Origin of the sequence: Caldalkalibacillus salinus (assembly GCF_016745835.1) — a bacterium.
Lineage (GTDB): Bacteria > Bacillota > Bacilli > Caldalkalibacillales > JCM-10596 > Caldalkalibacillus_A > Caldalkalibacillus_A salinus.
This window is the reverse complement of sequence record NZ_JAERVL010000006.1, coordinates 241256-265875: the sequence shown is the minus strand read 5'-3', so window position 1 is coordinate 265875 and position 24620 is coordinate 241256. Positions and strand designations below refer to the sequence as shown.

General features: G+C 40.5%; 15 protein-coding genes. 13 read left to right on the top strand and 2 right to left on the bottom strand.

Features of this window, described 5'->3' with window-relative positions:
- Positions 1-20 precede the first annotated feature (20 nt).
- From JKM87_RS07075 to JKM87_RS18185, 9 genes are all read left to right on the top strand, one after another.
- Positions 21-1193, top strand: coding sequence for an O-antigen ligase family protein (locus tag JKM87_RS07075; RefSeq protein WP_202079428.1), 1173 nt, complete (start codon positions 21-23; stop codon positions 1191-1193).
- An 81-nt stretch (positions 1194-1274) separates the two neighbouring features.
- On the top strand, positions 1275-2300 hold the full coding sequence (locus JKM87_RS07070) for a glycosyltransferase family protein (protein ID WP_202079426.1): 1026 nt from the start codon (positions 1275-1277) through the stop codon (positions 2298-2300).
- Between the two features lie 3 nt (positions 2301-2303).
- Entirely contained in the window at positions 2304-3410 is a 1107-nt protein-coding gene (locus JKM87_RS07065; protein WP_272899181.1) for a glycosyltransferase, read from the top strand.
- A 35-nt stretch (positions 3411-3445) separates the two neighbouring features.
- Positions 3446-4612: a nucleotide sugar dehydrogenase gene (locus JKM87_RS07060; protein WP_202079422.1), complete on the top strand. Its 1167-nt coding sequence runs from the start codon at positions 3446-3448 to the stop codon at positions 4610-4612.
- A 240-nt stretch (positions 4613-4852) separates the two neighbouring features.
- Positions 4853-6658, top strand: coding sequence for a nucleoside-diphosphate sugar epimerase/dehydratase (locus tag JKM87_RS07055; RefSeq protein ID WP_202079420.1), 1806 nt, complete (start codon positions 4853-4855; stop codon positions 6656-6658).
- Between the two features lie 220 nt (positions 6659-6878).
- Positions 6879-9131, top strand: coding sequence for an O-antigen ligase family protein (locus JKM87_RS07050; RefSeq protein ID WP_202079419.1), 2253 nt, complete (start codon positions 6879-6881; stop codon positions 9129-9131).
- A 335-nt stretch (positions 9132-9466) separates the two neighbouring features.
- A complete protein-coding gene (locus JKM87_RS07045; protein ID WP_202079417.1) occupies positions 9467-10225 on the top strand; it encodes a WecB/TagA/CpsF family glycosyltransferase in 759 nt (252 codons plus the stop codon).
- Positions 10226-10362: 137 nt separating this feature from the next.
- On the top strand, positions 10363-11466 hold the full coding sequence (locus JKM87_RS07040) for a glycosyltransferase family 4 protein (protein ID WP_202079415.1): 1104 nt from the start codon (positions 10363-10365) through the stop codon (positions 11464-11466).
- A gap of 207 nt (positions 11467-11673) precedes the next feature.
- Positions 11674-15618, top strand: a complete 3945-nt coding sequence (locus tag JKM87_RS18185; protein ID WP_202079413.1) for an S-layer homology domain-containing protein — start codon at positions 11674-11676, stop codon at positions 15616-15618.
- Positions 15619-15792: 174 nt separating this feature from the next.
- Here JKM87_RS18185 and JKM87_RS07030 read toward each other — a convergent pair whose 3' ends face one another.
- A complete protein-coding gene (locus JKM87_RS07030; RefSeq protein ID WP_202079411.1) occupies positions 15793-16440 on the bottom strand; it encodes a YigZ family protein in 648 nt (215 codons plus the stop codon).
- Positions 16441-17009: 569 nt separating this feature from the next.
- Here JKM87_RS07030 and JKM87_RS07025 point away from each other — a divergent pair.
- A complete protein-coding gene (locus JKM87_RS07025) occupies positions 17010-19025 on the top strand; it encodes an S-layer homology domain-containing protein (RefSeq protein WP_202079408.1) in 2016 nt (671 codons plus the stop codon).
- 153 nt (positions 19026-19178) lie between these two features.
- Positions 19179-20102, top strand: coding sequence for a DMT family transporter (locus JKM87_RS07020; RefSeq protein WP_202079406.1), 924 nt, complete (start codon positions 19179-19181; stop codon positions 20100-20102).
- Between the two features lie 50 nt (positions 20103-20152).
- Here the strand turns inward: JKM87_RS07020 and JKM87_RS07015 are convergent, their stop codons facing one another.
- Positions 20153-21505, bottom strand: coding sequence for a short-chain fatty acid transporter (locus tag JKM87_RS07015; RefSeq protein ID WP_202079404.1), 1353 nt, complete (start codon positions 21503-21505; stop codon positions 20153-20155).
- A 235-nt stretch (positions 21506-21740) separates the two neighbouring features.
- Between JKM87_RS07015 and JKM87_RS07010 the strand changes: the two genes are divergently transcribed.
- Both JKM87_RS07010 and JKM87_RS07005 read left to right on the top strand, forming a co-directional pair.
- Positions 21741-23483, top strand: coding sequence for a phospho-sugar mutase (locus JKM87_RS07010; RefSeq protein ID WP_202079402.1), 1743 nt, complete (start codon positions 21741-21743; stop codon positions 23481-23483).
- Between the two features lies 1 nt (position 23484).
- Positions 23485-23853, top strand: coding sequence for a DUF3221 domain-containing protein (locus JKM87_RS07005; RefSeq protein WP_202079400.1), 369 nt, complete (start codon positions 23485-23487; stop codon positions 23851-23853).
- Positions 23854-24620: the final 767 nt, after the last annotated feature.

Genomic DNA, 24620 nt, shown 5'->3' with positions numbered 1-24620 from the left:
TATAAACAGGATGGTAGCTTATGAACATAACGAGAAAGTTTCCAATAAGTCATTTGTTAAATATTTTTTTAGTACTTGCTTTGTTTTTTATGTCACTTGAATTTTCAGCGTACACTTCATTAACGACAGATTTATTGATAATCCCTCTAATTTTTACATTTTTAATCTATATTTTTTTACTAATAAGAGATTTTAAGTTTTATATAAATAATAAAAATATATCAATAATAACAATTTCCTTTATATTTTTCACTTATTATCTGACTAATATTGATGTTTCAAATGAAATTGATTTTAGATATATTTTATATTTAACAATTATCTTTTTTGTATATATCTCAATGATATTAATTGGTGATAAAATAATCGTTTTTCCTATCTGGATGATCTCTATTTTTGTTTTTTCAAGTATACTTTTCTTCACTGGTGTATTAAACTCACAGTTACATTTTGCTAATTCAAATGGAATATTAGCTTATTTATTCTTATATTTTTGCTTTATTTCAGTAAAAGACCCTTTAAATAACTTCGCTAAGGTAGTTAATGTATTTACTATTTTACTAAATATTGTAATTATACTTTTATCCCAATCAAGAACTGCTATTTTAGCTTGTTTTTTCACATTATTAGTGTATATTTTTTGGCCAAAAATAAAAAAACATTATACAAAGTTAACAACAAGTATACTTTTCTTTAGTATGATGTTTATTTTTGTATATGTGCAATTATTTTATACAGATTTAGGTATGATGATAAATGACTTTATTGTTAACTATACTGGGAAAAACTTTTTTTCGGGTAGACATTTAGCGTGGGAGTTAGCGATAAAAGATGTTTATAGCTCAGGTAATATAATAATGGGAATGGGTAATAATTATGAATTTTTGAGATTATATGGGTATACGCATAATTTATATGTACAAGTTTTGTACCAATCAGGTTTAATAGGAATATTATTATTAGTGCTATTACTACTGAGTATGTCCTTCTTGTCTAAAAAAATAATTAATCATGATGGATACAATTTAAGAATTACTGCATCTTTTTTTATTGGAATCTTGGTTATTCAAAACTTTGAGGGGTTATTAATATATAATATTTCAACTATTTCCCTATTATTGTGGATTATTATAGGCTTGTTAATAGCTTTCTCGAATAAATATGAGATTAAAGCAAAGAAATGTATAGATTGAACTACAAAAAGTAAATAATTATGTACACTTCTTAAATTAGGTTTAAAAATTACCTTATATAAACACTAAAGAGGGGATATTTTGGATAAAGAGAGTTTGTTTGTTGCATATTTTTTTGATGAATCAGATGGTGTAGGTGCATTAAGATCGTTATCGTTATATAATTTTTTGTTAAAAGAGAATATTAATATTAAATGTATTAGCAAAAATACATTTAAAAAGAATGAAAAGTTTTTAGTTTGGCTATTTAAGTTATTATTTCACATTATTAAGACCAAACCAAAGTCGATTTATGTATCGTGTGGGCCTTTTCATCACTTATATCCATTAGCAATTGTAAGTAAATTATTGAGGATTAAATTACTAGTAGATTTTAGAGATCCATGGTCATTAAATATTAAAAGAGCGTATGGAAAAAAGAAAAAGTTAATGAATGTAATAAAATATTCTGTTTCCGTTTTAATAGAGAAACAAGTTTATAATATTTGTAGATATTTTATTGTTTGTACAACTGGAATGAGTGAAGAGTATACAAAACTGTTTAAGGACTGCTCTAAAATTAAATTGATTACTAATGGACATACATTGGATGTAAATAGAGAAGAGTTAAAAGAAAATAAATTCAATAATAAAATTAATTACGTCTGTATAGGTAAGTTTGCTGAATATAGTTTAGAGAAAGCAATTAAAACTTTACAATCTATTCAAATGTTTTGTAGTACTAATAAAGTTGATTATGAAATTCACTTTATAGGCAGTGAAAAAAAAGTTAATCAAAATGCTATTGAATTAAGTGGTCTATCTAATAGTAAAATGAAATTTTATGGTAGAAGATCATATATTGAGGCAATTGAATTAGCAAAAAAATTTGATATAGGTATTTGTATAATAAGAGATGAGAAATTAGACTTTGGTACAAAAGTTTTCGATTATATTGGATTGGGATTACCAGTGATTGGTGAGTTTGATAAAACGGAAAATTTTTACAATTACTTCAGAGAAATAATTGTATGTAATGATATTCCGAAAGTTACATTAGAAGATAAGATTAAGTATAAAAGGGAAACAATTTTTAAAGATTTTTTATATCTTTTTGAAATGGAGTAAATTATGAAAATATGTTTTTTAGCTTCTGCACATTCTATTCATACAGTTAGATGGGTAAATGCAATGGCTGAAAGAGGACATGAGGTACATTTGATCACTATACATCCCGCAGATGAAAATAATATCGATTCTAGGGTTAAAATTAAAAAGGTGAGTATTCCTCCCCCTATAGGTTATTATCTAGGTTTTTTTCAATCAAGAAACTATATTAATAAGATAAAACCTGACATTATAAATGCCCATTACGCTAGTGGTTATGGCACGTTAGCACGTTTTGTTAATTATAGTCCTTATTTATTATCTGTTTGGGGTAGTGACGTATTTAAATTTCCATTTAAAAACAGTATTAATCTCAATCTGATTAAAAAAAATTTAGAATCTGCGGATCAAATAGCATCTACAAGTGAAATAATGAAGAAACAAACTTTGTCACTTTGCGAACCGAATATGCCTATTTCAGTAACACCCTTTGGGGTTGATATGCAAAAATTTTATTCAAGGAAAATTTCGAACGAGAACAATACTAATATTATTACAATAGGTACAGTAAAATCAATGGAGGATATATATGGAATAAAGCTTATCATTGAAGGAACTTATAAATTAATCAAATTATTAAAATTGAATAATCAGGATGAAATTGCATCAAATATCCGATTGCTATTAGTTGGAGGTGGAAGCAAAATAGATGAATATAAATCTTTAGCTGATGAGTTGGAGCTCTCTAATATAACTAATTTTACTGGGAAAGTGCCTTATGATATGGTACCTGAATACTTAAATAAATTGGACATTTATGTTGCCCCAAGTATCAGTGAGAGTTTTGGTGTTGCTATCGTAGAAGCCTCTGCTTGTGAATTGCCTGTAGTAGTATCAGATGTTGGTGGTCTTCCTGAAGTAGTACAAGATGGAAAAACAGGATTTATAGTTGAGAAAAATAATAGTACACAAATTGCAGAAAAATTATATCAATTAATAATGGATAAAAATAAAAGGGAGTTATTTGGTAAGCAAGGAAGAGAATTTGTATTGAATAATTATGATTGGGATAAAAGTGTGGATATAATGGAAGAATTATATAGATCATTACTACGTAAAGGTAATAATTGATATATTATTATATATTATAGGAGGTGAAGTGATTCATGAACATTACTATAGCTGGAACAGGGTATGTAGGCTTATCAAATGCTATATTACTGGCTCAACATAATGAAGTAATTGCATTAGATATTATTCAAGAAAAAGTAGATATGATCAATAATAAAAGGTCTCCGATAATAGATAATGAGATTGAAGAATTTCTAGCAACAAAAGAATTGGACTTAACTGCAACAACAGATAATTATATGGCATATAAAGAGGCAGAGTTTGTTATCATCTCTACTCCTACCAATTATGATCCGGAAAAAAACTATTTTAATACTAGAACTATTGAAGCTGTTATTGCGAATGTGTTGTCTATTAACCCAGATGCAGTAATGGTTATTAAATCAACTGTTCCAGTAGGCTATACAGAAGCAGTTCGGGAAAAGTTTGAGACGGAAAATATTATCTTTTCTCCTGAATTTTTAAGAGAGGGCAGAGCTTTATATGATAACTTATACCCTTCTCGGATTATTGTAGGAGAACAATCAGAAAGAGCAAAAGTATTTGCCAATTTACTTGTTACAGGTGCTATAAAAGAAAACATCAAGGTCTTGTTTACTAATTCCACAGAAGCAGAAGCTATTAAGCTATTTGCGAATACTTATCTAGCAATGAGAGTTGCTTTTTTTAATGAGTTAGACTCTTATGCAGAAGTAAGAGGATTAGACACTAAGCAGATTATCGATGGTGTTGGACTAGATCCTCGAATAGGGAATCACTATAACAATCCTTCGTTTGGGTATGGTGGCTACTGTCTACCAAAGGATACAAAGCAGCTGCTTGCTAACTATGCAGACGTTCCAAACAATATTATGGCAGCCATTGTTGATGCTAATAGAACAAGAAAAGACCATATTGCGGATATGATCATTAAACGTAATCCTAAAATTGTAGGATTTTATCGACTTACAATGAAAATGGATTCTGATAATTTTAGACAATCTGCTATTCAAGGGGTTATGAAACGTATTAAAGCAAAGGGTATTGAAGTCGTTGTATATGAACCAGCTTTAAGTGAGGATCAGTTTTATAACTCAAAAGTAGTTAATGATTTTGAGGAATTTAAGAAGATTTCAGATATAATTGTGGCTAATAGATTATCTGATGATTTACGTGAAGTAGAGGATAAAGTGTATACAAGAGATTTATTTAGTAGAGATTGAGATGAAAAACTTACTTTCAACTGACTTAATTCAAGAGTCAGTATATATTAAGTATTCATACCTAAGAAGTGAATTGAAAATAGCTTTCTCAGAATATCAAAATATTAGAAAAAATATGTAGCTTATTAAATATTTAAAGTGATATAATTCTAGTAAATTCGACATGTAAATAATTATCAATACAGAAAATGAGAGAGGGAGCCAATTATAGTGAGGGGAAAAAAGAGAGTTTTTACTTTAATGCTGATTGACTTATTGCTTGTTTCATTAGCAATACTCTACGCCTACCTCCTTCGTTTCGACTTCAAGATTCCAGAACAGTATATATCACAGATTCCGTACATCATCGTATCTTTCGGACTGATAGTCATAGTTTCAAATTATTGCTTTGGCATCTATAAAAGAATGTGGCGTTATGCCAGTATTGGTGAGCTAATAAGCTTATTTAAAGTGGCTGGTATTTCTACAGGGGCATTTTTTATTTTGTATACAGGGTATAAGTTTTTAGTAGATCCAGTAGTGATTCCTAGATCAATATTTTTAATATCCTTCGGGTTATTGATTCTCCTTGTAGGTGGTTCAAGGTTAGCTTGGAGAATGTGGAGAGACAGTTACATTAAGATACAACCACACCATCGCCGAGCATTAATTGTAGGAGCGGGAAATGCAGGCACATTCGTAGCAAGAGAACTTAAGCATAATCCCGGGGGTTCCTTTTATCCCATTGCATTTGTTGATGATGATGATACAAAGCATCATTTGGAAGTAATGGGCTTGCCAGTTTTGGGAAGTCGAAAAGATATTCCTAATATAGTAAAAAACTATGATATTGATGATATTATAATTGCAATTCCGTCTGCAAAAAGAAAAGAAGTTAGAAAAATCTTTGATATTGGTAAAGAGACTTCAGCTAAGGTAAAGATATTACCTAAGGTAGCTGATTTGATCGAAGGAAAAGTATCGATCCAAAAAATTCGTGACGTAAAAGTTGAAGATTTACTCGGACGTGACCCCGTTCAGGTTGATTTAGAAGGCATTATGGGCTATGTTACGGCTAAAAGAGTTTTAGTAACAGGTGCAGGTGGATCCATAGGCTCAGAATTATGTCGACAAGTCTCACAATTTAATCCTGAACTACTGATCTTATTAGGACATGGCGAAAATAGTATTTATCAAATAGAGATGGAATTAAGACGTACATATCCTCATCTTGATATCCTCCCAATTATTGCGGATGTCCAAGACAAAGACCGTATAGACGAAGTATATAAAACGTTACAGCCAGAGGTTGTCTTTCATGCAGCCGCTCATAAACACGTACCTCTAATGGAAAGAAATCCAGTAGAAGCGGTCAAGAATAATATTATTGGCACAAAAAATGTAGCAGAGTGTGCGAGCAAGTATGGGACTGAACGCTTTGTCTTAATCTCTACAGATAAAGCGGTGAATCCAACCAGTGTCATGGGGGCGACGAAGCGGGTCGCTGAGTTGATCGTTGAGTCGTTGAATGAGACAAGCTTTACAAAGTTTACGGCCGTTCGTTTTGGGAACGTGTTAGGGAGTCGAGGTAGTGTCATTCCTTTATTTAAGAGACAAATTGAACAGGGAGGGCCAGTATCGGTTACTCATCCTGAGATGGTACGCTACTTCATGACGATCCCTGAAGCCGTTCAATTGGTGATACAAGCTGGCGCCTTAACGAAAGGCGGAGAAGTATTTATCCTAGACATGGGAGAGCCTGTTAAAATACTAGATTTAGCCCAAGATTTAATTCGTTTATCAGGGTTCACTCCTGATGAAGATATTAAGATAAAGTTTTCTGGTATTAGACCGGGGGAAAAGCTATATGAAGAAATATTAACCAAAGAGGAAGGGGCAACCTCTACTAAGCATGATCGTATCTTTATCGGTAAAACAGCCAATTGGACATCGAAAGAAATGGAAAAAGAAATCCAGCAGCTACAATCGGTACTGCACAAAAGTCCAGTAGATATTAAAAAAGCACTTCGACAGATTGTGCCTACCTTCAAAGAACATGTATCATAGAAGGACAATCATGACTTAAAGATAAAGCAACAGGAAGCAGCTGAGGGTAAACCGTAAGAAAGGGATGTTTTTGTTGAGGAAAAAGCAACCAGACCAAAGAAATGCAGTAAAGGGTGGAGAAATACCTTATCTTCTAATCGCCCTTTTTTCTATATTCGCTTTAATTTTTACAATCTCACCCTATAATAGAGGACTTTTTTTCCATGAGGATTATTATTGGATGAGTGTCTTAATCCAATTGTTATTTATTAGTACCATCCTACTCCGTTATAGAGAGATAAAGGAACAACTAATAACAGACCGATTCGTTATTTTATTATTACTAGGTATACCCTTATTCTACGCCATATCTTCTCTGCTCGGTGTAAACCAGCTTCTTGCAGCAAATGAAACTCTACAATGGCTCTCCTATAGTGCCATATTCATCATGTTATTAATATGGTTAAAGGAGTATAAACCATTTAAGAATGGTCTGTGGATATTGCTCTGGTTGACGATGTCATGGATCGTAGGGTTAGTTTTTTTGGTTCATTTGAATATATTGGAATATACGGATGCCTTACTGGGATCCTCTCGACGCTTTTCTTCTGTATTCCAGTATCCTAATACACTGGCTAGTATAGTGAGTGCGTTTGTGATTGCGGGTTTAATAAGTGTAACCAGACGTCTTCATGTTGGCTATCAACTGATGTACGGGTCCACATTGGTGCCGTTTATGGTCGCTTTTTTATTAACGGATTCTAGAGGCGGTTTTTTGGTCATTATAGTAGGTTGGTTCCTTGGTCTTGTTTTCTTAGCTTGGAAAGAACAAATTTTATATGTGCTATACACGATTGCGATCATTGCCATCAGCTTCTTGGGTCTTACCAGATATGAAAACTACGTTGCTGACGAGTTATTTAGTAAGGCAGGGTATTTCATCATCCTCTTATCGGTGCTCTTTATGGCTGTAGTTTTTGTAGTACAGTATGTATTGAATCGCAATTATCAATTACATACAACCTCAAAGCTTAATATCATACTACCCGCAGGGGTTTTCTTCTCAGGATTGATAGCGATGATTACAATGGGAACAAGATTGAAGGACAAGATACTCCCTCTTTTTCCAGAAGGATTACAGTCAAGAATTGGTCAAATTACATTAGCTGAAAATAGTGTCCAAACTAGAATCTTGTTCTATAAGGATGCATTTGAGGTTTGGAAGGATCATTTTTGGCTCGGAGGTGGCGGGGGAGCATGGAGAGCTTTATTTGAGCAGTACCAAACCCTCCCATATTACAGTACCCAAGCGCATAGCTTCTATATGCAAACATTAGTAGAAGTCGGACTCATTGGATCTTTATTTATATTTGGATTCATCATATATGTTTTGGTACAAGGAATTCGTTATTATGTTCGATTGGATGAAGACTCAAAAGGGAAAGATGTATTTTTAGCACCAGCTATAGTGATTGTGATCACCATGCTGCTACACAACATGATTGATTTCAACATGTCATTTGGCACTTATAACTTATTTTTATTCAGCTTAATGGCCTTGATCTGGAGTCATAGAATAGGACATTCTGATCACGGAGTCTTCCAAAGGCTTAAGCTACCAAAGCTATCGTATAAACGAAAGAATAGCATTATCAACGCCGTGATGATACTGATCATTGTCGTAAGTGTATTTAGCGTATATAAATCATACGCTTATGCCAAAGCAGACAGCCTATACGAGCAGGCTCAATTATCTGGTGAATTTTATACTATGATGGATTATATTGATCAAGCAATTAAACTGAAAAAAGATCCGAAGTATTATCAGATGAAAATCCAATTGCTTCAATACGCCAAGGAAAACGATGTATACGGAGAAAATGTTGACGAAAAGATAAATGAGGAGTATCAAGCATTATTAATGTATGCACCTACTCAAGCTCGATATCATTTAGATTATACACACTTTTTGTGGGAGCAGGGTCAGATCGACCAGGCTTTTGAGCATTTGGGATTAGCGTTACAGTACCACCCGTGGAGTGCGGAAATGATTCAAGCTAATTTGCACTATCGTATGAGTTACCTTTCAGAAATAAGAGGGACAGCGCAAGCAAAAGACTCGAAAGATGAGCTAGGGAACGTATTGACACACTTAGAGGAAAGACTGTTGATACAAAATACGGAAGTACCAGAAGGCTTAAGGCTGCAAAGAACAATTAAACTAAACAATGGCCTTTCGATCGATGTAGGGATAGCAAAGTACCTCTTAGGTAATCATGAAGAATCATTACAGTATTTAGAAGGAGTAGCAGACGAGGGGTTAGAAGCTGAACAAGTTTCTCAGAAGCTTTTATATACGGCACTCAACTACCATCAATTAAATAACCAGGATGAGTTGACCGCATTGTTGGGAAGTGAAAAAGCTCAAGAGTTGGATATCTCACATAAGTTTGAACAAAGTTTAACTGTTCCAGCGTATAAGCCGTTACAGTAAAAAAAGTTAAAGCAGTCATTTATAGAGCCACCTCTAAAGGGGTGGCTCTTTTTACGGCAAGCGATGCTCTCAATTTTGTAACAAGTGATTAAGAAAATGGTACAGGGGACTCTTTTTCAAGACTGATTTAGGTTTCTTTACGTCCTCATGCCCCCATGATACAATCATTAACAGATTTATAGTCAAATTGAAACTTTTCTCGACGAAATACGTTTAAATTCCTAGAGTGAAGGAAAGGGATTTTTAATTTTGTTCAGCTTTATAGCTTCTCCGAATGAATCCTTTTTCGCTAACATCTTTGCATAGGAAAATATCAATTAACGGTGTGATAATAAATGACACAACAGTGGAAGACAGTGAACGTACTTGGCATTCCTTTTTCTAAAATGGACATGACAGAGACCACACAGTGGATTACTAAACGTCTGCATACATTAAGGACAGACATGGCGCATACACATCACATTGTGACCGCAAATCCTGAAATCGTGATGTTTACCACGCGTGATGCAGAGCTAAAGCGCATCGTACAGGATGCGGATCTCGTGACGCCTGACGGTACTGGCATTGTCTGGGCAGCGAACCATCTTGGGGACCCCGTACCTGAGAGAGTCGCAGGATATGACATGCTTCATCAAGTGTGCCAAACGTCCCAAGAAAAGCCATTTTCTGTCTACATTTTGGGTGCCAATGAGGAAGTGAATCGAAAAGCAGCAGAGAAAATTAGGGCTTTATACCCACAAATCGACGTCGTCGGTCGAAAGAATGGGTATTACCATCCTGATGACGAGGAAGCCATCGTCCGACAAATTAATGCAGCGAAACCGGATTTGTTACTCGTCGCTTTAGGTTGCCCGAGACAGGAACAGTGGATTGCAAAGTATAAAGAGACACTACAAGCAAAAGTGGCCATCGGTGTCGGCGGGTCCTTAGATGTCCTTGCAGGTGAGGTTAAGCGGGCGCCAGTGCTGTGGCAGAAGCTAAGATTAGAATGGCTTCATCGTTTACTTTCGCAACCTAGCCGTTGGAAACGCCAGCTAGACTTGCCCCGTTTCGTATTGAAGGTGCGCAAGGCGAAAAATAGCGAAAAATAACGCTTGTCAAAAATTGAAAGGACATGTAACATTTATTCTTGTGAAGGACATTTTTCGCAAAATGAAATCATCATACAATGTAATGGAATCTTTACACAATGAAATGAAATCATCACACCACAAAGAGGTGTCTTAATATGGAAGTCATTTATCAGTACGAATTTTCTACAATATATTATATCATCGGGGCGTTACTCGCCTTTGCCGTCACTTATGTAAGTACACCATTCGTGAAGAAACTCGCATTTCGCATCGACGCAGTAGATAAACCCAATCATAGAAAAGTGCATAGCAAAATTATGCCACGTCTCGGTGGACTGGCGATTTTTATCGGTTTTGCTTTCGCCTTTATTGGATTTATGCCTCATACCATGATCGGTTGGGGGTTATTCCTCGGCGGATTGATTATCATCGTCATTGGTATATTAGACGATATGATGGAGCTCTCTCCAAAAGCGAAGTTAGCGGGTCAGCTAGCAGCAGCGATTACAGTTGTGGGATTCGGGCTTCGTATGGAATTATTGAATTTACCTTTTGAGGAAGCCCCATGGATTCTAGGTTGGTTTGCTATTCCTATCACGATCTTTTGGATCGTCGGGGTGACGAACGCTGTCAACCTTATTGACGGTTTAGACGGTTTAGCAGCCGGTGTGTCAGGCATTGCCACAGGGACAATTCTCGTGATGTCCTTGATTATGGGGAACGGTTTTGTGGCTTTATACGCCGCTATTTTATTAGGTGCTATTATCGCTTTCTTATGCTTTAATTTCCATCCTGCTAAGATATTCATGGGAGATACGGGCGCGCTTTTCCTTGGTTTTAATCTGGCCGCCTTGTCGTTGTTAGGGTTCAAGCAGGTGACGCTGGCGTCATTCATTATCCCCATCCTAATCCTTGGTGTGCCGTTGTCTGATACGTTTTTTGCCATTATCCGCCGTATTGTCAACCGCAAACCGATATCTGAAGCGGATAAGAACCATTTACACCACTGTATCCAAGCCCTCGGGTTTGGCCATCGTGCGACGGTGCTTATTATTTATGGGATTGCGGCAGCATTCGGTACTTGTGCCATCCTGTTATCTAAGACCGAGTTATGGTTTACACTGGTGCTGGTCAGCGTATTAGCGCTAGCCTTACAAGTGGGGGCAGAAGCCATCGGTCTAGTGAATACCAAAGACCGCCCAGTAACGAACCTCATCAAGAAAGGCTATCGTTGGCTAGAGGGTTCAAGTTCGAAGTAATAGGCCATTGAACAGTATAATCGCTACTACTCTATAAATGAAGATGAGTAAATATAACCACCTGTTGCGTTTTTATGCATAAGGTGGTTTTTTAGTTTATTTTTTAGGTTAAGTTCTAAAAGATATGCTAGATTTTGTCGATATAGAGAGTAATGAGGTTTTTGATTTGATAACCAGAACAAGAATAACTTAAGGGAGTGGACATGAGTGAGGATTGTACGTAAGTCGACCATTTTATTGTTAATAACAGCACTCATTGTGACGCTATGGCCACCAATGGAAACGGTACAGGCAGCACCTAACCTAGAGATACTATCCTGGGCCACCGCGCCTGAAGAAGATGGACATCCAGATTGGAGCCGCAGCGATTACAATGAACCATCAACAGTCACGTCACGTCGAATCGATGTTGAAGTGAACTACACTCAGATCGCCGATGATGACGTACCCGACCTTTACTACGAGGTACATAACGTCGATACTGACATCACACGGGAGGTAAAGGATAACCCAGCGATTAGTGTGGGAACACAAACGATTCGCTTTGAAGATGTCGAGTTATCTGAAGGGTTAAATAAAATTACCGTCAAACTCGATTCTCCTTCACAGCCGAGGTCGTTGCCAGCTTGGGTGACGTTTACTGAAGTGGCGACCATCACAGATTTGAAGATTAACGACGAAACCTTCATGAATGGGATTTTTGTCCCAGAGGAGAACCCCATTCCTCAACAGAATAGTGTTTTCATTGACGGGGTGGCACCTAATGCTACGGAAGTGAGAGGGTACACGTTCGGGGATAGCGAAGGGCAGTTAGCGAGCTTTTTCTACCCTGAGACAGGGGAGTTTTCCTTCACGGCCGGTGAATCTAACGTCGACCTGAGCCTACGCCCAGGGGATAATGATCTGACCATCATTGCCGCTAATCCGTTGAAGACGTATCAGGCCGATCGTCAATTTGTGTATAACAACGGGGAGAACTTCTTGTTTAATACGGAAGTGGACGAAGCGGCAACACAAAGCGGCAACCTTCAGCTTGAAGGAGACAGTATGCTCTTTAAGCAGCCGACATTAGAAGCGACGAACAGTGATGGTCCTTTTGAGCTGACCTTTAGCACGGATATTAAGGTTAATCGTGAAGCCAACATGCCGACGCATCAAACCATTGATTTAGAAGTGAATGGAGAGGTGCAAGAAACGATACAGATCGATCAAAATGGACAAGCGAGTGTGAACGGTCAGTCCTACACAGCTGAAGCTTATCAGGATTACTATCTTATTCGCAATGTGACAATTGAGGGCTTACCGGTTGACCAAAGCCAGTCTCAACAGATGCTCAATGTGAATTTTCACTCTAACATGGGCTATGATTCTGAGTCTCAATCGTTCATCTATTACTATGTCAATGAGAATAACCCCTATATTTCTAGAGTATTATTCAAGGAATCAGGGACGGAGTTATTCAGTGGGGTTGAGATTAACGTCACCACAACAGCTATCGAATTTTTAGTGGAAGGGAAAAACAACACCACAGGAGTGAACGTCTACACCAACCACCAAACGGGTGCCATTAACGACAGCCCTTTTACACAGCGAGCAGGAGATAATGGCGAGTACATCCTTGTCAGGTTAGATAAGAATGACCTACCTGAAGGTCAAAGCCTACTGAAATTTGTTCCGACCGATGCGAATGAAACGGAGCATAGGGTAGGAGCAAAAGAGTACCTTGTCAATTATAATCCGTCACCTTACGTTTACATTACCAACGTGTATAACGGCCAGATATTTAATACGAATGAAAATGTGCCTAGAGGAACCGACAACGAAGGCAATCCATTTAACGGTCCAGTTCTTCAGATGAAGCCCGTGAATATCCCGTCTGAACAGTGGGGAGACATTCGAGTCCGACTCAACGACCAGTATGATGCTGTTCGTGATGAAGATATTTACGAAGAGTCGGGCACGTTTGAGGAGTTTCGCTTCCGTTTTGGTAGCAATGCACATGAGAATAGAAGCGATTGGCAGTTGGTCAATGGACAAAACAATCTCATCATCGAGGTGTATGCGCAAGGTCAGCTGGACGCCGATGGTAATCCAGTAGGCGGCGCTGCTCCTATTACAACGTTTACGTATGAATTATTCTATTTTGAGGATAACGTACCAGAGGTGTACAGCTTAGATCTTGAGTCTGCTTTCCTTAGAGATCATGATTACACGAAGTTAGACGGTGAGGACTACCGTTATTATACGCAGGAAAGTAGTATAGAATTTGAGACGGCCGTACGTAATGCGTCCGAAATTCATGTTGTAGTGAACAAATATGCCGAGGATGAAACCTCGATCACACTAGAAGCACGTTATGAATGGAACGCTTCCGCCAAACGTTTTGATCGTCAAGAAGGGTCTGATCAGTTAATAGATGCGATTGACGTGAATAGTGATTCGAGTGGCAGGCTAGGTAACGCCACATTGACATCACATAACATCCCTCTCTTCGGCACGGGAACGAATTCAATTGAAATCACTGCCTCGAACGAAGGTGGTTTGTACAATACACGTATGTTAGAAATTGTGCGTGAACCTGCACCTTACGTTGTGCATTACCCGAATGTGGACCCTATTTCCAAAGTAGGAACGGTAAATGGTAACTTCACACGGATGTACGTAGAGGCAGAAGGGGCCGATAAGATCATTTACGATCGTGATGAGGAAGTCACGGAGACCCAAAGCGTACAGATCGGCAATGAAACGAAAGACTTATTTGTTTTTGAACTGAAGGATTTACGTAGCGGAGATAATAAGGTGGCCTTTACCATCGTACGTGGTGATAGAGAAGATGAGGCTGAAATCACCCTCGTGAATACAGATACCCCGGTTGTGGGTGCACAATTTAAGGAGAGTATCGACAATAGTCGTATCCGTGCTTTTGATCGCCAGTTTGAACTAAGATTTCCACGTGGGACTGTGTTGAGAGCGAACGACCCAACAGCGTCTAATCAGTATCTATCTCCGACGAGAGATGTTTTAGTGGGGATAGCCGACCCTGTAGACGGACGAGTGAATAAGGCGTTACACCCACTACGTGGGGAAGAGTCTAAGTTCGAATCACGTTCCGACTGGGAGAGAGGACACCTGTATTTGACAGAACCGACCGGACGCTTCAGACAAGCGAGTCACATGTTCTGGATTGATGCGGGCATGGTCACGCAATCTGAGGACCAGCATGATAATCTGTTCGGAAGCGGGCTATATCCATATGAACGAGGACAAGAGTTCTATACGAAGACGGCGAATAACTATAGCGATCTGTATGTGCCGTCTGAGGTAGGAGAATTAACATTAAGCTATGACCCCAATATGGTAGAATCCGCTTGGCGTTATCTCACGGTCTATCATTACGGGTATAACGAAGACCACTTAGGTAACAAACGCTTCGAATGGAATAACATAGGCGGGGTCGTCGATCCGAGAAGAAATACGATTACTGTGCCCGTACAAGAATTTGGTTATTATGTCGTCATGTATATGGATCGTTCATTTGATGATGTGATCGGCCACCCTTGGGCCAGAAATCACCTTGAAACGTTATATTCCAAAGGCATGATGCAGTCCAAAGAAGCCAATCGCTTTGTGACCAATGAACCGATCACACGGGGTGAATTCGCATCGCTACTCGTACGAGCGTTTGAAATACCGCTCGATTATGAGGGCCAAGGGACATTTACTGATGTGCGTGAAGTCGATCCCTACTCATTTGGGTTATATGAATATAAGTATATTGAGACGGCTGCTAGAGTCGGCATTGTACGTGGTAGCCTAGGTGGGCGTTTCCTACCTCGGGAGAATATTACGAGAGAAGATGCGGCTGTCATGATTGCCCGTGCAGCTGACCTCAAATTAGAAAGTGATCCAGATCGTGCACGGCAACGATTGGAACGCGAATTCACAGACGCTCATAACTTCGACGCGTATGCAATCCCGTCAGTGGTCGCCGTGGCTAGAGCCGATTTAATCGAAGGGAAGCCGAATGTGGTCGGAGCAGATGAGAGAAGACCGACTTACTACTTTGACCCGAAGGCAAACTTTACCCGTGCCGAAGCAGCAGCGGTGATGATGCGTGTATTGTTACAAGAGAAGCGCATTCCGAGTATGTAAGAGGCATGCAGTGTTAATAGCGGTGTTAACAGCAATGTTAACGAGTCAGTACTTAGTATCATTTAAGTAGAGTTGAATATGAAAAAAGAGGCCCTTGTTGGGAAGTCAACGGCACCGTTCAAAGGTAAGAGTGTACTGACCTTTGCATGCTGTTACCCCTTCAGGGCCTCTTTTCTATGCTTCAGAGTCGATGACAGTATCGATATACTGCTGGTCGTCCTCCTTGATTTGGCATTGATCGTTTGTCAGGTCGACGATGCGCTTTTTGAAAGCTGTGACATCGTCCATAGGCACAAGGACATGGATCGTTACACTTTCCAGGTAATCGATATGTTCGAGGTGTAAGTGGGTCTGATGTCTGATATCATTCTCAACTTTTCCTAGTAAGGTATAGTCCACTGTCACGGACACCTTCTGATGAAGCTGACGTTCAATGATGTGGGCTGCTTTCAGGCCTGCAACGGTAGAGGCCGTATAAGCACGGATAAGGCCGCCAGCCCCTAGCTTAATGCCTCCGAAGTATCGTGTTGAAACCACGACCACATCTTTCAGCCCTTGCTTCTTCAACGTTTCTAACATCGGAACGCCAGCCGTTCCACTTGGCTCACCATCATCATGTGCCTTCTGAATCTGGTCGTTCTCTCCGATAAGATAAGCGGAACAATTATGCGTGGCGTTATAGTGTTGTTTCTTAATTTTTTCTATAAAAGTGGTCGCTTCTTCCTCTGTTTCTGCCCGTTCAACATATCCGATAAAGCGAGATTTATCTATCACAATTTCTTTTTCACCGTAACCTTTGACCGTTCTATACGTCTTAAGCATTGTGTCACACTCCTTTTGTCTCTATATAAATCCTATTGTATTTGCGCCCATTCCGCAAGGATGGTAAAAACTAGTTAATGACACAAGGAATAGGAAAAAGGTATAATAATCACTGTTGGTCAGTCGTTGGGTATATCGAAGTCATGTTGGGTATATCGAATAAAACATACTGACGATATAGCCGTTTTCACTGACAGTGATCTTACATATCTTTTTTCGACAAGTTTTTCATCTCGAAATATTTTTTAAAAAAATGATGAAACACACGCAACTTTTCCAAAACTCATACGTTTAACATGGGTGAGGACGAAAAAACAACGCCTTAACGTTGAATATGGAGATCAATAAAAACAGCTCATACAGTCACTTCATGACGACTGGCAATATATGTACACTACTAAAAAGACTACCAGTTTTACCCTTTACGATTCGGTAGATAAATAGTATACTAATGAGGTACATATTCACGTATGGGTTTACACTAGTTTACAAGTTTCTACAAACGCTTTTTGTTTGTAGACATTATTAAATATAAGATTGCTCAACTCAGGAGAGGGGGTGCACTACATATGAGAGGACAGAGCTATAAGAATAACACACAAAATTCTAAACAAGCATTTCAAGGAGGAGAAACAAAGGTTATGAAGAAAAGTTTATTGTCTTTATTAGTATTTGCGCTAGTTTTCTCTCTAGCTATGCCTGCTTTCGCGCAACTACCAACTGATGTAGATGACGCAAAGCAAAGAGATTCAATCGCTAAGCTTCAAGCACTAGGTGTTCTTGAAGGCTACCCTGATGGTTCTTTCGGACCAGACAACAGCATCACTCGTGCTGAATTCTCTAAAATTGTAGCTTACCTATCTGGTTTTGGTGAGTCTGCTGAGTATCTAAGTGACGTTAACACTGGATTCTCTGATTTAGCAAGTGACCACTGGGCTGCTGGATACGTATCCGTTGCTGCTAACAATGGTATCTTCGCTGGTTACCCAGACGGAACGTTCAAGCCTAACAACAACGTAACTTACGCTGAAGTAGCAACTGTACTTCTTCGTGTAGCTGGTTACAACGACGAAGGTTTAAGCGGATCTTGGCCTACAAACTATGTGATCCAAGCTAACTCTGTTGGATTACTAGCTGACGCTAACTTCTCTGCTAAAGCTAACGCAACTCGTGGTGACGTAGCTGTTATGACTGCTGCTGCACTTGACGTTGAAACTGTAGTATACAGCCAAGACATCAGCTCTTTCGTTGGTACTGACAACAGCATCTTAGAAGATGCATTCAACGCTGAGTTCGAAGAAGGCGTTGTTTATTCTCCAGCACTAAACGATGACGAAGAAATCGAAATCTCTGGTGAGTGGAAAGAAACTGCTACGCTTTACACTAGTGATTCTCTAGCTTCTCTTCTAGGTGCTAACGTTGAGTACTTAGAGCTTGACGGTAAAGTAACTTACGTTCAAGAAGCTAGCAACCGTACTGTTGAAGGAGCAGTTGAAACTGTAACAACAGAAACTTACGGTTCTGTAGAAGTTAACGATAACAAGTATGACCTTACTAACAACGCTGTAGTATACCTTAACGGAAGCAAATCTTCTCTTGACAAAGTTAAAGCAGAAGGAGACGCTCAAGCTAAGCTATTCTTAACTTCTGATGATGAAGTACGTTTCCTTATTGCAACTAACTACAACATCTTTGACGAAGCATTAACTCAAGACCCAACTTCCATTTACAACGGTTATCGTCTAAATGTTACAGAGAGCGCTTCTTTTGACACAACTTCTAGCACTGTATTTACCCTAAACGGTGAAGAAGTTGAAGCAAGTGATCTTCAGGAAGGTGACATTGTACGTGTACAACTTAACCCTAAAGAAGAGTCAGAAGCAACTGCTGTTGAAGCAACTCGTAACGTTGTAACTGGTCAGTATACTGCTTACACTAACAACTCTATCACGGTAGACGATGTAAGATACGAGATAGCTGACGGTGTAAACCTTGATAATGACCTTAAGCTTGGTTCTGAAGTAACAATTGTATTAAACGCTGATGATCAAGTTGTTGATGGTGACGGAGTATCATCTATATTTGAAGGTACAGGAATCTTCGTTAGCCAAGAAGCTCGTTGGGTTAACGATGCTGAACAAAGTTTTATCACGTTATTCTCTGGTGACGAGAACGTTGAATTCTCTGTAACTAGCGATGTGTATAACGTTGAAACTGGCGAAAAAGAAAAGAGCGGGGAACTTGGACTTGAAGAAGGTCTATTAGTAAAATTTGGTGCGAATGAAGACATCAATTCTGTAGAGACTTTTGAAAAATCTGAACCTGCAAAACTAACCACTGACGATACTCCTAATGGAGCGTTCAAGTATGCTGGTACTACTTACTACACTACTGACAGCACAGAGTACTATGTAGTTACGGTTGACGAGGAAGATGAAAGTGTTAGAGCAATTAACGCTGGTTCTTACAGCGACATCACTTCTCTTAACCAAGCACCTGAAGTTGAACTAGCTCTTGTAACTTCTTCTTATGAAGACGACAGTGTTATTTTCGCTGACGTAGTAGTAATCTACGAAGAGCGCTAATTCAGCTCTCAGTATAAAAAGAACCCTTACTTCGGTAGGGGTTCTTTTTTTGTATTTAGAATGCTTTAACATTAAAGTGGCGTGTTTTAAGATAAGTGATAGATAACGATAAACTCGGTACAATAACTGACATTCAACTAGGAGGAAAAACAAATGCAGGCTACAAAACCCGCCGACAAACATACGGCTTCACTTACCCAAAAGCGGTGGACCATTGTCCTGCTTATACTCACCATCACCATGATATGGGGCTACGCATGGGTTTTGATGAAGTCAGCACTAGATTATATGGGACCCTTTACTTTTTCAACCTTGCGTTTTGGGACGGGTGCACTAACGTTACTGCTTGTCATGTGGGTATTAAAAGTAGGCAGTCCTCCTAAGCACATATGGGGACGCTTAGTGGTTGTAGGTTTATTACAGACGAGCTTCGTTTTTATGTTAGTCATGTATGGACTGAAGTTCGTTGACGCTGGCAAGTCTTCTGTTTTGCTGTATTCTATGCCCATATGGAGTAGCTTACTCGCTGCGATCTTCTTAAAGGAAAGGTTAACGGCAATGAAGGGAACGGGACTTCTACTAGGGATATTAGGCCTCGTATCCATTATGGGGTGGGATATATGGGTGCAGCAGACGGCAACAACACTCATAGGTGAAGGTCTTATAGTGCTTGCCGCCCTGTCATGGGCCGTTTCGAACGTGTATTATCGTTTGAAGCTTGAAGGTGTGAACAAACTGCAAGTGACCGCCTACCAAATGCTGTTTGGCACGCTGGGTATTCTGGCTGTCACACTAATCATGGAGCGTGGGGAACCGATACATTGGACAGCGGCGAGCGTATATGATGTTCTATTTACAGGTATCCTGGCCTCTGCCTTGTGTTTCAGTGTATGGTTTTATCTTTTAAGTCATATCGATATGGTCACCGCGACATTATCGACGTTGCTTGTACCCGTATTCGGATTATTTTTCGGTTGGCTCATATTAGGTGAGCAGCTGACATTGAACATCCTCATTGGGGCGACACTCATTATCTTTGGAATTGGTCTCGCTACAGTATATAGGCCACGGACATAAGACATCCCCGTACCATCACATGATGCGGGGATGTCTATTTTTATATAGCCCTAGAAAAGAAGTAAGCCCAGGGTAATAGGGATAAAACTCCACAAGAGGATCATCATACAGAAGCCCATAATATCTCTTACGCCCAAACCTGCGATGGCGAGTAACGGTAACGCCCAGAACGGCTGAATCATATTGGTCCAGGCATCACCCCAGGCCACAGCGACCGCCGTTTTGGCTGTATCCACGCCGATTTCCAGTGCCGCAGGTATCATAATCGGGGCTTGCACCGCCCATTGACCGCCTCCGGAAGGCACGAATATATTTAATAGCCCCGCACTGATAAACGCAAAGACTGGAAAGGTAACCTCATTAGAGATCTGTACAAACCATAACGCAATCTGTTCAGACAACCCCGACGCCACCATCATCCCCATAATACCTGCGTAGAAGGGAAACTGAATGATAATCCCACTCACATTTTTGACCGCTTCCTTTGCACTGTTAAGGAAACGATGAGGGGTACCGTGCAGGAGGATGCCTAGAAATAAGAAGATAAAGTTCACAATGTTAATATTCAAGTCTACACGGTGCTGTATGAAGTAGTACACGATGAAAGTCAATCCAAGTAGACCGATGAGAAGTGAGACAATGCGACTATGCTCCAGACGTTCTGCAGGAGTGAACGTTGTGGTGCTTTGTGTATCCTTTTTGTCTGAGTGTGAAGCTGTTGGTTCCGACTCTAACATCGCTGAGGACTTTAATGTGTTGAATGTTGGACCAGACCCACTTGATCTTAAGCACATACGATTGATAAGGGGCAATGTCAGTAGTAGAAAGAGCACAATGAAGATATTAACGGAACTCAGTAAGGTTTCTGAAATGGGAATGACACCAATCGTGTCTACTAAAAAATGATCCTCAGTGGCAATCGTCAAGGGAATGGAAGCAGAGAAACCACCGTGCCACAGGATAAAACCACTGTAAGCACTGGCCACTAACAAACGGTAATCCACGGAAGGCACACGTTTAGCAACGTGTATCGCCAGTAAAGCACCGACCACGAGCCCAAAACCGTAATTAATAAGGCAAGCCACACTCGCGATGAACGTGACCAACACAATAGCCTGTCCGGGTGTTTGGGCCAGGGTACTAAGTCTCGTGAGCACGTTTTTCATCAGCGGACTATGAGCTAAGATATACCCTGTCACCACAATAAGAGACATCTGCATGGCGAAGGCAAGTAAATCCCAAAACCCATCTCCCCAATACTGAACCATCTCCACAGGTGAGTGCCCAGTGAATCCAATGCCCAATACAAACACGACAATCGTTAAGATAATGGCAAAAATGAACGCATCAGGTAGCAAGCGCTGTACGAGCCGATCGAAAAAAGAGGTCACCGCGGCAAACATCATCAAACCCTCCTCAAATTTATTTTCCGTATTGCTATTAATCTATGAGGTCAGGAAGCTTGTCTCCAAGCTGTACTATATCCCTATTAAACAAACAACAACAATATTCTTCTGATTAACAGAAACGGATGAAGGGGCTTTCTTTTTTCTCCCCTGATGGTCTACAATAAATACAGGAAACGGTCGAAAGGTATAGATGATCAAAAAAGAAGTCTAAGTCGAGGCGGTGTCATAGATGGAGTGGAAAACAAGATACGAGCAATGGCGCAACCATGAAGCGTTAGACGCAGAATTGAAAGCGCAATTACAAAATTTAGAGCATGATGAAGCCAAACAAGAGGAACATTTCTACCAATACATACAATTTGGGACAGGCGGCATGAGAGGAGAGCTCGCACCAGGGACGAACCGCATGAACATATATACCGTGAGGCGTGCGGCAGAAGGGATGGCGCGTTACATAGACAAACAAGGGGGAGAAGCCAAGCAACGCGGCGTGGCTATCGCCTATGATTCTCGCTATTATTCCAAACGCTTTGCCATCGAATCTGCTAGAACCATGGGCAAGTATGGTATCCGCACGTATATTTTTGAGAACCTACGTCCCACACCCGAGCTTTCTTTTGCCGTGCGTACCTTAAATGCACATAATGGGATCGTCATAACGGCGAGCCATAACCCCCCGGAATATAACGGGTTTAAAGTATATGGGGAAGACGGTGGGCAAATTCCACCGCAAGCTGCTGGGGAAGTCATTCAAGAAATTGAAAGCATCCCTAACGAACTGGATATACAGGTGGCCGAGCAAGCACAATTAGAAAAGGACGGGCTTCTCGTCTGGATCGGGGAGGATATCGATGGCCCTTATGTCGAAAAGGTCACAACACTCGTGCAACAGCCTCAAGTGATACAAAAAGCGAGTGAAACACTTAAGATCGTTTTTTCACCCTTACATGGGACGGCCGCATCGTTAGTCCCGCGCGTCTTGAGACAAGCAGGTTTTAAGCATGTTACAACTGTGGAGGAGCAATGCACACCCGACCCAGAATTCTCAACCGTTTCTTCCCCTAATCCGGAAGAACCAGCCGCCTTTGAACACGCCATTGAATTAGGCAAAGTACAACAAGCGGATCTGCTCATGGCCACAGATCCGGATGCGGATAGAATGGGCGTCGTCTGCAAAGGCCCTGACGACGAATATGTCCCATTAACGGGAAACCAAGTCGGGGCACTCATGCTCCATTACTTGCTGAGCCAATACCAAGCCCAAGGCTGCTTGCCACAAAACGGTGTCATGCTCAAAACCATCGTCACCTCAGAGTTGGGACGAGCCATCGCGGATCTTTTTCATATACAAACAATAGATACACTCACAGGATTTAAATATATTGGGGAAAAAATAAAGACCTTCGAACAAAGTGGGGAGCACCAATTCCTTTTCGGCTATGAGGAGAGCTACGGCTATCTTATTGGGGACTTCGTGCGTGACAAAGACGCCGTTCAAGCATGCTTACTCATCGCTGAAGTGGCCGCGCACTACCACCAACAGGGCCTCACACTATACGACGCCTTAACCGCCATTTACGAAGAAGTGGGCTACTACAAAGAAGGGCTAGAATCCATCACCCTTAAAGGCTTAGAAGGCACACGTCAAATTGAACAGATCACAAGCCGTTTCCGTGATCATCAGTGGTTACGCGACACCTTCCCCCAAATCACAGCGGTGGAGGACTACCAGATCAGAAAGAGAACATGGTTCACAACGGGGCAAGAAGAAGACATCACACTTCCGCAGGCCAACGTCGTCAAATGCCTGATCGACGATGACACTTGGTTCTGTATCAGACCATCCGGGACAGAGCCGAAGATCAAATGCTACTTTGGAGTCAAAAGTGACTCAGACAAAAACAGCACCACAAAACTTGCCCAACTTAAAACACAAGTCATGAATCAAATCGAACTGGAGACCAAAGCGTGATATGAACAGAAAAGCTTCCTTAATAACCTTCACTATATTGACCGTCATCATTGGCGGTCTCCTTATCTACCATAGCACCAACGAACAAACACAACAAAAACCACCCAGCTACGTCATGACAGGTACCGTCGCCATCGTAGAACCTACACGCTTCATGCTCGTAGAAAAGATGACACTCAGAGAACTTCAGACTCTAACCCAAGAAGCGCTGATTAAAAAACACAACGCCATCTGGATACGAACAGCCGGTGAAAACATACAACCACCAAAGCCTACCTTGCAAGTCGGGGACCACCTCACAGTCTGGTTCCACAACATCAACCACACCCTCCCCGCCCAAGCCGACCTCACAAAACTACAAAAACACTGAGCCCAACCCGAGCCGTCAAAAAGGTAATTGACACACACCAACCAACTGTGCGAGTGAGTTGCTCCCTCGTACAAGGCTTGTCCATCACCACTAGGATGACTGGAAGACAGGGAACACACCCTAGCCGATGTGATGTTGTCCCTCTGTAGCAACCTTTGAGCGTAGCTCGAGTTGCGAAAGAGGGGCAGCATCACAAAGCATTCAGGAGAGATACCGATACCAAAGTAGCTGATGTGTTGACAGGAGCATATGGTGGTGTCCCTCCGGAGTAACCTATGAGCGCAGCTCGAGTTACGGAGGAGGGTTGCCACCATGAGCCAAAAGTCACTAGGAGCACACGGTTTTGTCCCTCTTAAGCCACCTGAGCGAGCCCGAGTTGCGAAATAGGGGCATCATCACAAGGAGGAACCCTCAGCCAGTAGTAAGTTTGTATTGGTATTGATGCTCTGGTCATATGGTGGTGTCCCTCCGAAGTAACCTTTGAGCGCAGCTCGAGTTACGGAGGAGGGTTGCCACCATGAGCCAAAAGTCACTAGGAGCACACGGTTTTATCCCTCTTAAGCCACCTGAGCGAGCCCGAGTTGCGAAATAGGGGCATCAACACAAGGAGGAACCCTCAGCCAGTAGTAAGTTTGTATTGGTCTTGATGCTCTGGTCATATGGTGGTGTCCCTCCGAAGTAACCTTTGAGCGCAGCTCGAGTTACGGAGGAGGGTTACCACCATGGATCCAAAAGAGCACTAGGCACATACGGTGGAGTCCCTCCAA

Bases quoted from the DNA above. Each gene is read 5' to 3' on its own strand.
- JKM87_RS07040 (WP_202079415.1), top strand. From the start codon at position 10,363: ATGGAAGTCATTTATCAGTACGAATTTTCTACAATATATTATATCATC.
- JKM87_RS07010 (WP_202079402.1), top strand. From the start codon at position 21,741: ATGGAGTGGAAAACAAGATACGAGCAATGGCGCAACCATGAAGCGTTA.
- JKM87_RS07015 (WP_202079404.1), bottom strand. From the start codon at position 21,505: ATGTTTGCCGCGGTGACCTCTTTTTTCGATCGGCTCGTACAGCGCTTG.
- JKM87_RS07020 (WP_202079406.1), top strand. From the start codon at position 19,179: ATGCAGGCTACAAAACCCGCCGACAAACATACGGCTTCACTTACCCAA.
- JKM87_RS07060 (WP_202079422.1), top strand. From the start codon at position 3,446: ATGAACATTACTATAGCTGGAACAGGGTATGTAGGCTTATCAAATGCT.
- JKM87_RS07025 (WP_202079408.1), top strand. From the start codon at position 17,010: ATGAGAGGACAGAGCTATAAGAATAACACACAAAATTCTAAACAAGCA.
- JKM87_RS07050 (WP_202079419.1), top strand. From the start codon at position 6,879: ATGAGTGTCTTAATCCAATTGTTATTTATTAGTACCATCCTACTCCGT.
- JKM87_RS07045 (WP_202079417.1), top strand. From the start codon at position 9,467: ATGACACAACAGTGGAAGACAGTGAACGTACTTGGCATTCCTTTTTCT.
- JKM87_RS07005 (WP_202079400.1), top strand. From the start codon at position 23,485: ATGAACAGAAAAGCTTCCTTAATAACCTTCACTATATTGACCGTCATC.
- JKM87_RS07030 (WP_202079411.1), bottom strand. From the start codon at position 16,440: ATGCTTAAGACGTATAGAACGGTCAAAGGTTACGGTGAAAAAGAAATT.
- JKM87_RS07075 (WP_202079428.1), top strand. From the start codon at position 21: ATGAACATAACGAGAAAGTTTCCAATAAGTCATTTGTTAAATATTTTT.
- JKM87_RS07055 (WP_202079420.1), top strand. From the start codon at position 4,853: ATGCTGATTGACTTATTGCTTGTTTCATTAGCAATACTCTACGCCTAC.
- JKM87_RS07065 (WP_272899181.1), top strand. From the start codon at position 2,304: ATGAAAATATGTTTTTTAGCTTCTGCACATTCTATTCATACAGTTAGA.